Genomic DNA, 15,049 nt, shown 5'->3' on the forward strand with positions numbered 1-15,049 from the left:
CCGAAGTTCCAGCCCGCCCGGAACGCCGCCAGGTTGGCCTTCATGATTTCGGGCTTCTTGGCGAACTTCTGCTTGAGGAAGGTCTCCGTGCCCTCGGTCGGACGGTGATACATCCACGACAGCAGACCGAGCGCGAACATGTTCTTCGACCGGCCCGCGTCCTTGCGCGACAGATCGAAGTCCTTCAGCGCCTCGACGGTCAGCGTGGTCAGCGGCACCGGATGCACGCTGTAGCCGTCGAGCGAGCCGTCCTCCAACGGCGAGGTGTCGTAACCGACCTTCTGCATCGCCCGCTTGGTGAACTCGTCGGTGTTGACGATGACCTCGGCGCCGCGCGGCACATCCCCGATGTTCGCCTTCAAAGCAGCCGGGTTCATCGCGACCAGCACGTTCGGGGCGTCACCCGGGGTGAGGATGTCATGGTCGGCGAAGTGCAGCTGGAACGACGAGACACCGGGGAGCGTGCCGGCGGGGGCGCGGATCTCGGCCGGGAAGTTCGGCAGCGTGGACAAGTCGTTGCCGAAGGATGCCGTCTCGGAGGTGAAGCGGTCACCCGTCAGCTGCATGCCGTCGCCCGAGTCGCCCGCGAACCGGATGATCACCCGGTCCAGACGGCGGACCTCTTTTTCCGTGGACGGTTTGCGCTGCTCGCCGACCACGTCACCGACTACGTCACCGGCAACGGTCCCGTCGGCCTGCTCGGCTGGGCTACTGACCTGGCTGGTCACTGAACTGGACCTCCCTCGAGGCTGTGGCACGGGAAGCGACCGGCCGACCGGTCCTTCCAGGGCCACCCTACGTCGGTAAGGGTCGCCTTCCTCGGGGTGCTCAGATGGTGGACGGTCGGATGAGACAGGCTGTCGCCCGGTTTTGTCCCCATTTCGATCACCCCCCGGCCCTTCACTGCCCTTCGCTGGGACGCGCTGCGCTCGTCCTTTGGTTCTAGGCCTCCGGTCCCGCCTGGGATTTCGCACCCGGGGCCGGCGGCTTCCGTGCCCGTATCTGACAGGGTGTCAGGTCGCTACGAATTGAGGTAGGTGAGGACCGCCAGAACGCGACGGTGATCCCCGTCACTAGGTGACAGACCGAGCTTCAGGAAGATGTTGCTCACGTGCTTCTCGACTGCTCCGTCGCTCACCACCAGCTGCCTCGCGATCGCCGAGTTGGTCCGGCCTTCGGCCATCAGTCCGAGTACCTCGCGCTCGCGCGGCGTAAGCCCGGCGAGCACGTCCTGCTTGCGGCTGCGGCCGAGCAGCTGGGCGACGACCTCGGGGTCGAGCGCGGTGCCGCCCCGGGCGACGCGCACGACGGCGTCGACGAACTCCCGTACCTCCGCGACCCGGTCCTTGAGCAGATAGCCGACGCCGCGGCTGGAGCCGGCGATGAGCTCGGTGGCGTACTGCTCCTCCACGTACTGCGAAAGGACCAGGACCCCCAGATCCGGGTACTTGCCGCGCAGATGGACCGCGGCGCGCACCCCCTCGTCGGTGTGGGTCGGCGGCATCCGTACGTCCGCGACGACCACGTCAGGAAGGCTGTCCTGGCCCGCGAGCTCGTCGACGGTCTTGATCAGCGCCTCGCCGTCGCCCACACCGGACACCACGTCATGTCCGCGGTCGGTCAGCAACCGGGTCAGGCCCTCCCTGAGCAGCACTGAATCCTCGGCGATGACCACCCGCACCCTGTCCTCCACGATCCGTCCGTCCCCCCAGGCTTTTCGGGCTCTCCGAGCCCTCGCCCATCATCCCAGGGTTCGGCGCGGTGTGAGGCCGGGTTGCGGGGCCCGGGGCGGCTCCGTCGGTTGCGGGAAGGGGCGGGGTGGCGGAGAAGCCCGCCGCAGGCGAAAGCCCCCGGCCCGCTCCGGGCCGGGGGCATCGCCGAACCTCAGCCCCGCCAGGGCAGCTCCGCCGTGATGGAGGTCGGGCCGCCCTTCGGCGAGTCGATCGCCAGCACGCCGTCCACCGCGTCGAGCCGCTCCGCGAGCCCGCTCAGACCCGAGCCCTGACCGAGCCCGGCCCCGCCGATGCCGTCGTCCATGACCTGGAGCATCAGCCGGTTCTCCGACTTCCACACGTCCACCGTGGCCCGCCGGGCCTGGGAGTGCTTGCTCACGTTCTGCAGGAGCTCCGAGACCGTGTAGTACGCGATCCCTTCGATGGCCGCCGCCGGCCGGTACGGCAGGTCCACCTCGACCTGCACCGGCACCGTGCACCGCGCGGCGAGGGCGGAGAGCGCGGCGTCCAGACCGCGGTCGGTGAGCACCGCGGGGTGGATGCCCCGGGCCAGGTCGCGCAGCTCCTGCAGCGCGGTCTTCACCTCGCCGTGCGCCTCGTCCACCATCCGTGCCGCGGCCTGCGGGTCCTCCTTGAGCTTCTCCTTGGCCAGGCCCAGGTCCATCGCGAGGTTCACCAGCCGGGCCTGCGCTCCGTCGTGCAGATCGCGCTCGATCCGGCGCAGGTCGGCGGCCGCGGTGTCCACGACCACGCCGCGGTCCGACTCCAGCTCCACGACCCGGGTCACCAGGCGGGACGGGCCCAGCAGGCCGAGCACCATCAGCCGGTCCACGCTGGTCAGGGCGCGGATCACCCAGGGCGTCACGAGCACGACCAGCAGTCCGATCAGACAGGTGATCGCGATCTCGAAGGGGCTGTCCAGATAGAACTGGTGCGTCTCGTCCCCGTACAGCTGGATGCCGTCCTGCCCGGTGTACATCGGGAACACCCACTGCCACAGCGGATACGTGAACAGTCCCCAGCCGGTCGTCCAGAAGGTCACCGCGACCACGAACGCGAACGTCGCCCACGGGAAGTGCAGCAGCGAGTAGAGGACGTGCCGCCAGGACGAGCCGCTCTTGAGCACCGCGCCCATCCACGACAGCGCGCCCTGCTTCTTCTGCCGCAGCGGCTCGGGGCTCTCCACGTCGAGGTGGAGCAGCCCGCGCGCCCGCGCCCGCTCCACGGCACCGAGCCCGCGCAGTCCGGCGAGGCCGGCCGCGAGCACCGGGATGCCGATGAAGGTGATCAGGAGACCGGCGCCGACCGAGAGCATCGTGACGGCGTACGTGAAGGTCAGGATCGACATCGGGAGGCTGATCAGCAGATAGCCGAACTCCCGCCAGGTCCGCGCCTCGACCGGCGCCCGCAGCACGGGCGGCAGCAGGTGGCGCCGGGCAGGCTCGCGCCGGGACCCGGACGGCCCGCTCCCGTACCGGTCCCCGTACCCGTCCCCGTACCCGTCGTCCGCGAACTGGGACCAGGTCCGGTGTCCGTACTCGGTAGCCATCGGCTTCGTCCGTTCTCCTCGGTGCGGTCCTCTGCGACGTATCCAGACTCGCTTTTCGGGACGCGGCACACCATGTGGCCCGTCTCCGTCTTCGGAGGGGGGTTATCCCTACCTCTGGGGTGGGGTGGGGCGCGGCTGGGGTGGTGCTCTGGTGGGCGGTGCGGGGGTGGGCGCGGCTGGGGTGGGGTGGGGCTCTGGTCGCCTCGGGCCAAGCCTGGGCCCGGTCCCAGGGCCTAGCCCCGGCTTTCGTCCCGCTCCCGCTCCCTGTCACGCCACGGCACCTCGGCCGTCACCACCGTCGGACCGCCCTCCGGGGAATCCACCACGAACAGGCCGTCCACCGCACCCAGCCGTTCCGCGAGGCCGGCCATGCCGGTGCCGCCCTCCAGGCCGGCGCCGCCCTTGCCGTCGTCCGTGACCTGGAGCATCAGCCGGTCCTCCGAGCGCCAGACGTCGACCGAGGCCGTCCTGGCGGCGCTGTGCTTGCTGACGTTCTGCAGCAGCTCCGAGACCGTGAAGTACGCGATGCCCTCGATCGCCGGCGCGGGACGCTCGGCCAGATCCACCGTGACCTTCACCGGCACCGTGCACCGCGAGGACACCGAGGACAGCGCGGCGTCCAAGCCGCGGTCGGTCAGCACCGCGGGGTGGATCCCGCGGGCCAGATCCCGCAGCTCCTGCAGGGCCAGCTTCACCTCGCCGTGCGCCTCGTCCACCATCGACGCCGCCGCGTCCGGGTCCTCGAGCAGCTTCTCCTTCGCGAGCCCGAGCCCCATCGCCAGATTCACCAGCCGGGCCTGGGCGCCGTCGTGCAGATCGCGCTCGATCCGGCGCAGGTCGGCCGCCGCGGTGTCGATGACCACCCCGCGGTCCGACTCCAGCTCCGCTATCCGCCGCTCCAACTCGTCGGACGGGGACAGCAGTCCGCGCACCATCGCCCGGTCCGCGTTGGTCAGCGCCCGCGCGATGAACGGCAGGACGGGCCACAGCACGAACAGCGAGGCCAGCGTCAGCACGAAGGTGAACACACCCCAGGGCAGCCGTATGAACTCGTACAGGACCGTGCGCCAGCCGACCGGGTCCTTCAGCCCGTTCCACACCCGGGCGATCAGGCTCTCGCCCCGGCGGGGCAGCGGACTCGGCTCGTCGATGTGCAGGCCCAGGAGGCCCCGGGCGCGACCGCGCTCCCACCGACCGAGCAGCCGCGCGCCCGCCAGGCCGAGCGCGAGCACCGGCAGACCGATCACCGTGATCGACAGCATGCCGCCGGCGAACAGCATCGTCACCACGTACACGAAGCCGACCAGCGACGCCGGAAGGTTGATCAGAAGATGGGCGATCTCCTTCCAGGTCTGGCGGTCGAAGGCGAAACGCGCAGGCGGCAGGCGGTCGCTGCCCTGCGAGACGGCGGTACGTGTGGTCATGCCGCCAAGCGTGCCGTCTCGCGCGCGCCCGTGCCATGAGGTCCGCCGCACGGATCAACTGGGGAAAACCCCACCCCGCTGCCGACGGCCTGCTCACCCCGCAAGGGGCAACCCCTAGACTCCCGTGCGTACAGATCGTCGAACGGGGCGCAGCCAGCCGCAGCGGGATGAGGGAGCGAGGTCCGGACGTGCCGGAACCCACGAGTAGTTCACCGCTTCTCGCCGCGGAGTATTTCGACAGTTACGCGGTGGTCGGCCTGCTCGCCGTCGTCGGCGTCCTGTTCGTCGCGGTCGCCTTCGGCGCGGGCAAGCTGCTGCGGCCCGTCGTACCGACGCAGGAGAAGTTCCTGACGTACGAGTGCGGGGTCGACCCCGTGGGCGAGGGCTGGGCCCACACCCAGGTCCGCTACTACGTCTACGCCTTCCTGTACGTGATCTTCGCCGTGGACTCCATCTTCCTGTTCCCCTGGGCCACGGTCTTCGCCGCAAGCGGATACGGCTGGGCGACGCTCGTGGAGATGTTCATCTTCCTGGGCTTCCTCACCATCGGCCTGCTGTACGCATGGAAGAAGGGCGTCCTCACATGGGCGTGACACCCCGACCGCAGTCCGGCGCGGGCTCGCCGTCCGGCACCGGTTCGCCGTCCAGCATCGGCTCGCAGTCCGGTACCGGTTCGCCTTCCGGTACCGGCTCGCAGCCCGTGGACCTGCCGGCACCGAAGCTCGGGCCGCTGGCGCGCCTGGCGCCGCAGCCCATGAAGGTGGTCCTCAACTGGGGCCGCCGCTACAGCCTGTGGGTTTTCAACTTCGGTCTCGCCTGCTGCGCCATCGAGTTCATCGCCGCGTCCATGGCGCGCCACGACTTCATCCGGCTCGGCGTGATTCCGTTCGCGCCGGGGCCGCGGCAGGCGGACCTGATGATCGTGTCCGGCACGGTGACCGACAAGATGGCTCCCGCCGTGAAGCGGCTCTACGAGCAGATGCCCGAGCCGAAGTACGTGATCTCCTTCGGCGCCTGCTCCAACTGCGGCGGTCCGTACTGGGATTCGTACTCCGTCACCAAGGGCGTCGACCAGATCATCCCCGTCGACGTGTACGTGCCCGGCTGCCCGCCGCGGCCCGAGGCGCTGCTGCAGGGCATCCTCAAACTGCAGGAGAAGATCGCGCGCGAGTCGCTGGGCGAGCGGTACACGCCCGCCTCGACCGCCGCGCTGCAGAGCGGCCTGGTGACGCCGCCCGCCGTCGGTTCCGGTTCGGGGGAGGGGGACCGGTGACCGGCTGGCTGCCCGGCGAGGTGACCGAGCTCTTCGGCCCGGACGCGACGGCCGAGGAGGCGTACGACCTCCTGACGGTCGACGTCCCCGCCGACTCCTGGACCGACGCCCTGACGGTGGCCCGCTCCACCCTCGGCTGCACGTATTTCGACTGGCTGAGCGCCGTCGACGAGCCCGGCACGGGCTTCCGCGTCTGCGCGCATGTGGTCGCTCTGCACCCCGTACGCCGTCTTCTCGTCCGTACGACGGTCCCGCACGCGGCCGCACGGCTGGCGTCGGCGGTGACGGTGTACGCGGGCGCCGGGTGGCACGAGCGCGAGACGCACGAGATGTTCGGCATCGACTTCACCGACCACCCGGGCCTCGACCCGCTCCTTCTTCCCGAGGGCTTCGAAGGCCACCCGCTGCGCAAGGACTTCGTGCTCGCGGCACGGGTCGTCAAGGCGTGGCCGGGTGCGAAGGAGCCGGGGGAGTCGGAGCACGGCGGCCCGAAGCGGCGGCAGATGCTGCCCCCGGGCGTGCCCGATCCGAACGAGTGGGGCCCGCTGAAGGGCCAGCTCCCGCCCGCGCCCGCGCGTCCGGCGCGGGGTGCGGGGCGGGCCGCGGGCGCCGGTGCGCGCGCGGGTGCTGCGGGTGCAGGGGCTGCGGCTGCGGCTGCAGGAGAGCGGCCCGTACGGCGGGCGCGCAGCGCGAGCGAAGGCTCGGCCAGCCAGGCGGCGGCTGCGGAGACGCAGGGTCCGGCCACCGCTTTCGGGGCACCGGCGGAGGGCGCGGCCCCGCGTCCGCGCCGGAACCGGAGCGTGAACGAAGGCTCGGCGAGCCAGGCGGGTACAGCAGGCCAGGCTGGCCAGTCCGGTACGGCCGCACCGCGGCGCAACCGGAGTGCGAGCCAGGGTTCGGCGAGCCAGCAGGCCGAGGGCGAGGCGACCGGCACCGCCCAGCCGTCCACCGGGGCCGCACAGCCACCCGCGGGGGACGCCGCGACGGGACCGGCGACGGCCCGCCCGGCCCGTTCGTCCGACGCACCCTGGCACAACGCCCGCCCGGCGTTCGCGGACGCGGACAGTCCGGAGAGCCCGCAGACCACCGGCGGCAAGGCGGCCACCGACAGCGGACCCGCCACTGACGGCAAGGCAGCCGAGACAGTCACCCCTGCCCCCGCCGACGAGCCGCCGGCCGCTCCCACCGAACCCGGCACCGGAACCGGAACCGGCGAAGCCCGCCCCACCCCCGAACCTGAACGCGATCCCACGCCTGACACCGACCCCACCCCCGACACCGAACCCGACTCCACTCCCGACCCCACCCCCGAACCCCCCGCCGGAGGCGACCGCGCATGAACGACGTACTCGACGTCGCCCTGCGACTGATCGTCGTCTTCGTCGTGTTCCTGACCTTCCCGCTGATCGTCGGGCAGACCGAGCACAAGGTCATGGCCCATATGCAGGGACGGCTCGGACCGATGTACGCGGGCGGGTTCCACGGCTGGGCCCAGCTCGTCGCCGACGGGGTCAAGTTCGCGCAGAAGGAGGACGTGGTCCCGGCCGCGGCCGACCGGCGCGTCTTCCAGCTCGCCCCCGCCGTCGCCCTGCTGCCGTACCTCCTCGTCCTGGTCGCGATCCCGATCGGACCCGGTGAGGGTGCGGTCGGTCAGGTCGTCGACGCCGGCATCTTCTTCGTGCTCGCCGTGATGGGCGTCGGGGTGCTCGGTTCGCTGATGGCCGGCTGGGCCTCGGCCAACAAGTTCTCCCTCCTCGGCGGTCTGCGCACCGCCGCCCAACTCCTCGCGTACGAGCTGCCGATGCTGCTCGCCGCGGCCTCGGTCGCGATGGCCGCCGGCACCGTCTCGCTGCCCGGCATCCTGAACGCCTTCGAGTGGTGGTGGCTGCCCTGGCAGATCGTCGGCGCCCTGGTGTTCTTCGTGGCCGGGCTCGCCGAACTCCAGCGCCCGCCCTTCGACATGCCGGTCGCCGACTCGGAGATCATCTTCGGCGCGTACACCGAGTACACGGGTCTGCGGTTCGCGCTGTTCCTCCTCGCCGAGTACGCGGGCATCGTCGTCCTGTGCGGCCTGACCACCGTCCTCTTCCTCGGCGGCTGGCACGGTCCGTTCGGCGCCGACGGGCTCGGCTGGCTGTGGACCCTCCTCAAGACCGCGATCCTCGCCTTCCTCGTGATCTGGCTCCGCGTGAGCTACCCACGCCTGCGCGAGGACCAGCTGCAGAAGCTCGCCTGGACCGTCCTCGTCCCGCTCGCGCTCGCGCAGATCGCGCTCACCGGCATCGTGAAGGTGGCGATCAACTGATGGCTCCGATCCCCGGCAGCGGCCTGGCCAAGGGCCTCGCCGTCACCCTGCGCACGATGACGAAGAAGACCGTCACCGCGCAGTACCCCGACGTCCAGCCCGAACTCCCGCCCCGCACGCGCGGCGTGATCGGCCTGTTCGAGGAGAACTGCACGGTCTGCATGCTCTGCGCGCGCGAGTGCCCCGACTGGTGCATCTACATCGACTCCCACAAGGAGACGGTCCCGGCCGCGACGCCCGGCGGCCGCGAGCGCAGCCGCAACGTCCTCGACCGCTTCGCCATCGACTTCTCGCTCTGCATGTACTGCGGTATCTGCATCGAGGTCTGTCCTTTCGACGCGCTCTTCTGGTCACCGGAGTTCGAGTACGCGGAGACGGACATCCACGAACTCACCCACGAGCGCGACAAGCTCCGCGAGTGGATGTGGACCGTGCCCGCGCCCCCGGCGCTCGACGAGGGTGCCGAGGAGCCCAAGGAACTCGCCGCCGCCCGCAAGGCCGCCGAGAAGCTCGCCGCCGAACAGGCCGCGGCCGCCCAGGAGTCCGCCGCCGCGCCCGAGCCGGGGGAGGAGGACCAGGCATGACCCTCGCCATTACCGCCCCGCTCGCCGCCAGTGCTCCCCAGGGCTTCCTGTCGCCCACCGGCGTGGAGATCGCCTTCGTCCTCGTGGGCATCGCGACGCTCGCTGCCGCGATCGTCACCGTCACCACGAAGCAGCTGGTGCACGCCGCGCTGTGGCTGGTCGTCGCGCTCGGCGGACTCGCCGTCGAGTACCTCCTGCTCACCGCCGAGTTCATCGCCTGGGTGCAGGTGCTGATCTACGTCGGTTCGGTCGTCGTGCTCCTCCTGTTCGGGCTGATGCTCACCAAGGCGCCCATCGGCCGCTCCCCGGACGCCGATTCGGGCAACCGCTGGGCCGCGCTCACGGTCGCCGCGGCCTCGGCCGCCGCGCTCGTCTGGGTCGTGGTCGACGCCTTCCGTACGCAGTGGATCGACCTCGACGGCGCGGTCCAGGGCTCGACCGAGGTGACCGGCTCGATCCTGTTCCGGCACTGGGTCCTGCCCTTCGAGGCCCTGTCCGTCCTGCTCCTCGCCGCCCTGGTCGGCGCGATCGTCCTCTCCCGCAAGAACGGCGACTCCGAGCCGGCACCCGACGGCACCACTCAGCCCTCGACCGCGGACAAGGAGCAGCGCTGATGCACCTCGCCTACCCCGCCGTGCTCGCGGCCCTGCTCTTCTGCGTCGGCCTCTACGGCGTCCTGGCCCGCCGCAACGCGATCCTGGTCCTGATGTCCGTCGAGCTGATGCTCAACGCGGTCAACCTCAACCTCGTCGCCTTCGACGTCTGGCTGCGCGACACCCTGCACGCGGGCCAGGCGCTCACCCTGTTCACGATCGCCATCGCCGCCGCCGAGATCGGCATCGGCCTCGCGATCGTGCTGATGGTGTACCGCAACCGCGGAACCTCGGACGTGGACAAGCTCCGCGACACCGCCGAGGGCCACGGCCCCGAGGCCGAGACCACCGAAGCACCGGCACACACCACCGAGGCCGCCGCGTGACGACCACCACCCTCGCCGTACTCGTCCCCCTCCTGCCGTTCCTGGGCACCGTCGCCGGACTGCTCCTGGGCCGCAAGGCGCCCGGGTTCGTCCGCCCGCTGGCGATCCTGCCCACGCTGACCGCGCTCGGCCTCGCGGTCGTCGTGGCCCTGCGCCACGGCGGCGACGGCCCGATCGACGCGGCCACCCAGCTCACCCCGACCGGCTCGGTCCCGATCGAACTCGCCCTCCACCTGGACGGGTTCGCGGTCCTGTCCGCCGTCCTGGTGGGCGTGGTCGCTTCGTGCGTGCAGATCTACTCCACGGCGTATCTGCGCGAGGACCCGCGCTACCCCTCGTATGCCGCGCTCGTCTCCCTCTTCACCGCCGCGATGCTGCTGGTCGTCTACTCCGGCGACCTGATGGTGCTCCTGGTCGGCTGGGAGATCATGGGCATCTGCTCGTACTTCCTGGTCGGCCACTACTGGGAGACCCCCGAGGCGCGCGCCGCCTCGCTGAAGGCCTTCCTCGTCACCAAGCTCGGTGATGTCCCCTTCCTGATCGGCCTGTTCGCGCTCGCCGCGGACGCCGGCTCCTTCCGGATCACGACGATCCTGGGCGAGGTCACGGCCGGCGGCCTCGACCACCCCACCGTGATCGCCCTGCTCCTGCTCGCGGGTGTGGCGGGCAAGTCCGCCCAGTTCCCGCTGCACACGTGGCTGCCCGACGCGATGGCCGGCCCCACGCCGGTCTCCGCGCTGATCCACGCCGCGACGATGGTCGCCGCCGGTGTCTACTTCGTGGCCCGTCTCCTCCCGGTGTTCGCCGCCTCCGCGGCGGCCCTGGTGGTGCTCGCGGTCATGGCCGCCGTGACCATGGCCGGTTCGGCGCTCGCCGCGCTCGCGCAGGACGACATCAAGCGCGTCCTCGCGTACTCGACGATCGGCCAGCTCGGCTACATGACCGGCGCCCTCGCGGTCGGCGACCGCGGCGCCGGTGCCTTCCACCTCCTGTCGCACGGCGCCTTCAAGGCGCTGCTCTTCCTCGCCGCGGGCGTGATCATCCACGCCGCGGGCACCAACTCCCTTGCCGCCATGTCCCGTATGGGCGGCCTCAAGGACCGCGTCCCCGACGCCTTCTGGACCATGACCGTCGCGCTGCTCGCGCTCGCCGCGATCCCGCCCTTCAGCGGCTTCTTCTCCAAGGAGTCCGTGCTCGCGGCCGCCGAGCACACGGCCACCGGGCACTCCGAGTCCGCCCCCGCGACGGCCGGCTGGATCATCCTCGTGGCCGGCCTGGTGACCGCCCTGCTCACCGCCGCCTACGCCACCCGCCTCTGGCTGCTCGCCTTCCGCGGCCAGGGCCCGGCGGCCCCCGACCACGGCCGACAGCCCCTCGCCATGACGTCAGTGCTGTGGGTCCTCGCGATCCCCTCCCTCACGTTCGGCCTGACCTACAACCTGCTCCCCGACTGGTTCGACGGCCACGAGCTCACGCCCACGCTCACCACCTCGGTCCTGTCCACGGGCCTGGCCCTGGTCGGCGGCGTGGTCACCTACGGAGCCTGGCGGCACACCACGGCAATGGCCGCCCGCCCGCCGCTCGGCGCCGTCGCAGCCGACCCCACCGCCGGACCGGCGGAGACCGAGGCCACCGCGATCGCCACGCACACCCCCGCGTACGGCTCGATCGCCGAGGCTCCCGACTCCGCGGACCCCGGCCGGCTCCTCCTCGGCCCGCTCCACAGTGTCGCGGCCAACGGCTTCCACCTGGACGCCCTCTACACCGCCCTGTTCGTCCGCCCCACCCAGGCAGCCGCCCGCCTCGTCCGCTTCCTCGACCGCGAGGTCGTCGACACCTACGTACGCGGCGCGGGCAACGCGGCCAACCTGCTCGGTGTGGTGGTCCGCAAAGCCCAGACCGGAAACGTGCAGACCTATCTGAGCGCCCTGCTCGCCGGCTCGGTCGTCCTCGCCGTCGCCGCCGTCCTCGTCGCAGCGGGAGCCTGAGCCGTGATCGATATCAGCGAGTCCGTGATGCAGCTCCTTCTGGCATTGATCGTGGTCGGCCCGCTCCTCGGCGCGGCCGCCGCTCTCCTGCCCGCCCCGCCCGGACTGAAGGGGAAGTCCCCGGACCAGGCCGTGCTGCGGCACGGCGTGACCGTCACCGGCGTCATCCTCATCGCCGCCGTGGTCCTCGCCCTCGGCTTCGACCACGGCCACCCGGCCACGATGCAGGCCACGACCGACATCAGCTGGATCCCGGCACTGGACGTGCGGATCCACCTCGGCGTCGACGGCATCTCGCTCCCCCTCCTCGTCCTGACCGCGCTGCTGACCTTCCTCTGCGCGCTGTACAGCTACTTCAAGCAGCAACATCAGCGGCTGACGCCGCGGGCAAGTGGGCCTTCCCCCAAGGCATTCGTGGCCCTCCTCCTGGTCCTGGAATCGGGCACGCTCGCGACCTTCGCCGTCCTCGACCTGCTCCTGTTCTTCCTGGCCTTCGAGATGGTCCTCATCCCGATGTACTTCCTGATCGCGCGCTGGGGCGGCGCCCAACGCACGCAGGCCGCCTGGAAGTTCATCCTCTACACGCTGCTCGGCTCCGTCGTGATGCTGCTCGGACTCCTGCTGATCGGGCTGAAGTCCGGCACGTTCGACATGCTCGCACTCGCCACTGACAACGGCCGCGGACTGACCACATCCGTGCAGGTCATCGCCGTTCTGGCGATCGGCCTCGGCCTCGCCGTGAAGACCCCGATGTGGCCGCTGCACAGCTGGCTGCCCGACGCCCACACCGCCGCGCCCACCGTGGGCTCGGTGCTCCTCGCGGGCGTCCTGCTCAAGATGGGCACGTACGGATTCGTCCGGATCCTGCTCCCCATCGCCCCCGACGGCATGCGGGAGTTCGCGCCCTACCTCGCCGCCTTCGCCGTCGTCGGCATCATCTACGGATCGCTCGCCTGCCTGGCCCTGGCCCGCAAGGGCGCGAAGGGCGACCTCAAGCGGCTCATCGCGTACTCCTCCGTCGGCCACATGGGCTTCGTACTCCTCGGCATCGCGTCGATGACCCCGACCGGCGTCAACGGCGCGCTCTTCGCCAACATCGCCCACGGCCTCATCACCGGCCTCCTCTTCTTCCTGGTCGGCGCCCTCAAGGACCGCACCGGCACCACCGACCTGGACGCCCTCGCGGGCCGCACCGGCCAGGCCCTGTACGGCAAGGCCCCGCGCTTCGGCGCCCTGCTCGCCTTCGGCGCCGTCGCCTCGCTGGGGCTCCCCGGCCTCGCGGGCTTCTGGGGTGAAATGCTCGCCCTGTTCGGCGCGTTCGACCCCGCCGAAGGCCTCAGCCGCCCGGCCTTCCTCACCTTCATGGCGATCGCCGCGTTCGGCACCCTGCTCACGGCCGCGTACATGCTCGTCGTCGTCCGCCGCATCTGCATGGGCGATCCGCAGGAGCAGCCGCAGCAGCTCGCCGACATCCAGGGGTACGAGTTCGCCGCCTGGACCCCGCTCGTCGCCCTCACCGTCCTCGCCGGACTCTGGCCCGCGCTGCTGCTCAGCCTCACCGACCCGGCCGTGCACAAGCTCCTCTCGGGAGGCAAGGCATGACCACCGCAGCCACCGCCGCGCAGGAGACGACCAGCCTCGTCCAGTCGGTCGACTGGCTCGCCATCGCCCCGCCCACCATCGCGGCGGTCGTCGGCCTGCTTGTCCTCGTGGCCGACCTGTTCGTGCCCGAGCAGCGCAAGCCGCTGCTCGGCTGGATCTCCCTCGCGGGCCTGACCGCCGCGCTCCTCTCGCTGCTTCCCCTGCTCGACGGCGACCGCGACACCTTCTGTCTGACCGGCGACGCCGGTGTGTGCTCGTACACCGCCGACCGCTTCACCGTGGTCATCCAGTTCATGGTCCTGGCCGGCGCCCTGCTCACCGCGCTGCTCTCCGTCAGCCCGCTCAAGGACGAGCGGCTCCCCGCGGGCGAGTACTGGTTCCTGCTGCTCTCCTCGGCCGCCGGCGCGGCCCTGCTCCCCGCGTCGCGCGACCTCGCCACGCTCGTCGTCGCCCTGGAAGTCGCATCGCTGCCCGCCTTCGCGCTGGTCGGCCTCCGGCGCGGCGACCGCCGCTCCTCCGAGGCGGCCCTGAAGTTCTTCCTCTCCTCGGTCACCGCCACCGCCGTCACCCTCCTCGGCGTCAGCTTCGTCTACGCGGCCACCGGCACCCTGCACCTCACCGAGATCGCCACCGGCCTCACGAGCGTGGACGGCGACCTGCAGACCCTGGCCCGCACCGGCGTCGCCCTCACCCTCGTCGGCTTCGCCTTCAAGACGGCCGCCGTCCCCTTCCACTTCTGGGTCCCCGACACCTACATCGGCGCGCCCCTGCCCGTGGCCGCGTACCTCTCGGTGGTCGGCAAGGCGGTCGGCTTCACCGGCCTCATCCTGGTCACGGTCGTCGCCTTCCCCTCGTACGCCGAGGTCTGGGCCCCCGTGCTCGCGGTGCTCGCCGCCCTCACGATGACCGCGGGCAATGTGGCCGCCCTGCGCCAGCGGGCCGACCGGGACTTCAGCGCCGTACGCCTGCTCGCCTGGTCCTCGGTCGGCCAAGCCGGCTATCTGCTCGTCCCGATCGCGGCCGCCGGCTACGTCGACGACCCGGCCGACGCCATCGGCGCCACCGTCGCGTACGCCCTGATGTACGCCGCCGTGAACCTCGGCGCCTTCGCGGTCGCCGCCCTCGTCGCCCGCACCGCACCGCGCAACCGCCTCACCGACTACCGCGGCCTGTACGCCCGCCACCCCCTGGCGGCCCTCGCGCTCGGCTTCTTCCTGCTGTGCCTGGCCGGTCTGCCGCCGGGCATCATCGGCCTGTTCGCGAAGGTCACGGTCTTCCAGGCGGCCGTCGACGCGGGGCTCGGCTGGCTCGCGGTCGTCATGGCGCTCAACGTCGTGATCGCCCTCTACTACTACCTGCGGTGGACGGCGGTCCTCTTCCGGACGCCGGAAGGCGAGGCGCCCGCCCGTGTCCGGGCCCGCGCCGTGCCCTTCCCGCTGACCGCGGCCATCGTCGTCACGACCCTCGTGGGCGTCGCCCTGTCCGGCGCTCCGCAGATGGTCCTGCGCTTCACGGAGTCCGTCCTCTTCTGACCGGCGGCCGCCCTCTGTACGGACCGGGGGGCCGCCCTCCGTACGTACCGGGGGCCGCCCTCCGTACAGACCGGGCGGCC

The 15,049-nt window shown here is 71.4% G+C and carries 14 protein-coding genes; 10 read left to right on the forward strand and 4 right to left on the reverse strand.

The genetic code is table 11. The features are described from left to right. The 4 genes from BLT97_RS35760 to BLT97_RS35775 form a co-directional block, all read right to left on the reverse strand. Positions 1-728, reverse strand: a 728-nt coding sequence (locus tag BLT97_RS35760; protein ID WP_176954011.1) for a 2-oxoacid:ferredoxin oxidoreductase family protein, incomplete at its 3' end; no start/stop codon positions are given. A gap of 293 nt (positions 729-1,021) precedes the next feature. Continuing rightward, the gene (locus BLT97_RS35765) at positions 1,022-1,681 is read right to left on the reverse strand and encodes a response regulator transcription factor (RefSeq protein WP_176954012.1); all 660 of its coding nucleotides are present in this window, start codon (positions 1,679-1,681) and stop codon (positions 1,022-1,024) included. Between the two features lie 203 nt (positions 1,682-1,884). Beyond that, positions 1,885-3,282, reverse strand: a complete 1,398-nt coding sequence (locus BLT97_RS35770; RefSeq protein ID WP_093617992.1) for a sensor histidine kinase — start codon at positions 3,280-3,282, stop codon at positions 1,885-1,887. A gap of 233 nt (positions 3,283-3,515) precedes the next feature. Further along, positions 3,516-4,706 (reverse strand): sensor histidine kinase, encoded by a 1,191-nt coding sequence (locus BLT97_RS35775; RefSeq protein WP_093617994.1) that lies wholly within the window; start codon positions 4,704-4,706, stop codon positions 3,516-3,518. 167 nt (positions 4,707-4,873) lie between these two features. On the opposite strand from BLT97_RS35775, the gene BLT97_RS35780 reads away from it, so the two are divergent. The 10 genes from BLT97_RS35780 to BLT97_RS35825 are packed head-to-tail and all read left to right on the forward strand — an operon-like array spanning position 4,874 to position 14,969. Continuing rightward, positions 4,874-5,299, forward strand: a complete 426-nt coding sequence (locus BLT97_RS35780; RefSeq protein WP_093617996.1) for an NADH-quinone oxidoreductase subunit A — start codon at positions 4,874-4,876, stop codon at positions 5,297-5,299. Continuing rightward, positions 5,290-5,979 carry an NADH-quinone oxidoreductase subunit B gene (locus BLT97_RS35785; protein WP_093617998.1) on the forward strand — a complete coding sequence of 230 codons (690 nt, stop codon included), beginning with the start codon at positions 5,290-5,292 and terminating at the stop codon, positions 5,977-5,979. Before BLT97_RS35780 ends, BLT97_RS35785 begins: the two co-directional genes overlap by 10 nt. Further along, entirely contained in the window at positions 5,976-7,319 is a 1,344-nt protein-coding gene (locus tag BLT97_RS35790; protein WP_093618001.1) for an NADH-quinone oxidoreductase subunit C, read from the forward strand. Before BLT97_RS35785 ends, BLT97_RS35790 begins: the two co-directional genes overlap by 4 nt. Beyond that, positions 7,316-8,284, forward strand: coding sequence for a complex I subunit 1/NuoH family protein (locus BLT97_RS35795; RefSeq protein WP_093618003.1), 969 nt, complete (start codon positions 7,316-7,318; stop codon positions 8,282-8,284). Before BLT97_RS35790 ends, BLT97_RS35795 begins: the two co-directional genes overlap by 4 nt. Continuing rightward, a complete protein-coding gene (locus BLT97_RS35800) occupies positions 8,284-8,868 on the forward strand; it encodes a NuoI/complex I 23 kDa subunit family protein (RefSeq protein WP_093618005.1) in 585 nt (194 codons plus the stop codon). The genes BLT97_RS35795 and BLT97_RS35800 overlap by 1 nt, the downstream gene beginning before the upstream one ends. Then, positions 8,865-9,482 carry an NADH-quinone oxidoreductase subunit J family protein gene (locus BLT97_RS35805; protein ID WP_093618007.1) on the forward strand — a complete coding sequence of 206 codons (618 nt, stop codon included), beginning with the start codon at positions 8,865-8,867 and terminating at the stop codon, positions 9,480-9,482. Before BLT97_RS35800 ends, BLT97_RS35805 begins: the two co-directional genes overlap by 4 nt. Then, positions 9,482-9,847, forward strand: a complete 366-nt coding sequence (gene nuoK / locus BLT97_RS35810) for an NADH-quinone oxidoreductase subunit NuoK (RefSeq protein WP_093618009.1) — start codon at positions 9,482-9,484, stop codon at positions 9,845-9,847. Before BLT97_RS35805 ends, nuoK begins: the two co-directional genes overlap by 1 nt. Beyond that, positions 9,844-11,835 (forward strand): NADH-quinone oxidoreductase subunit 5 family protein, encoded by a 1,992-nt coding sequence (locus BLT97_RS35815; protein ID WP_093618011.1) that lies wholly within the window; start codon positions 9,844-9,846, stop codon positions 11,833-11,835. The genes nuoK and BLT97_RS35815 overlap by 4 nt, the downstream gene beginning before the upstream one ends. A gap of 3 nt (positions 11,836-11,838) precedes the next feature. Then, positions 11,839-13,437 carry a complex I subunit 4 family protein gene (locus tag BLT97_RS35820; protein WP_093618013.1) on the forward strand — a complete coding sequence of 533 codons (1,599 nt, stop codon included), beginning with the start codon at positions 11,839-11,841 and terminating at the stop codon, positions 13,435-13,437. Beyond that, positions 13,434-14,969: an NADH-quinone oxidoreductase subunit N gene (locus tag BLT97_RS35825; RefSeq protein ID WP_093618015.1), complete on the forward strand. Its 1,536-nt coding sequence runs from the start codon at positions 13,434-13,436 to the stop codon at positions 14,967-14,969. The genes BLT97_RS35820 and BLT97_RS35825 overlap by 4 nt, the downstream gene beginning before the upstream one ends. Positions 14,970-15,049 lie beyond the last annotated feature (80 nt).

Origin of the sequence: Streptomyces indicus (assembly GCF_900100315.1) — a bacterium.
Lineage (GTDB): Bacteria > Actinomycetota > Actinomycetes > Streptomycetales > Streptomycetaceae > Streptomyces > Streptomyces indicus.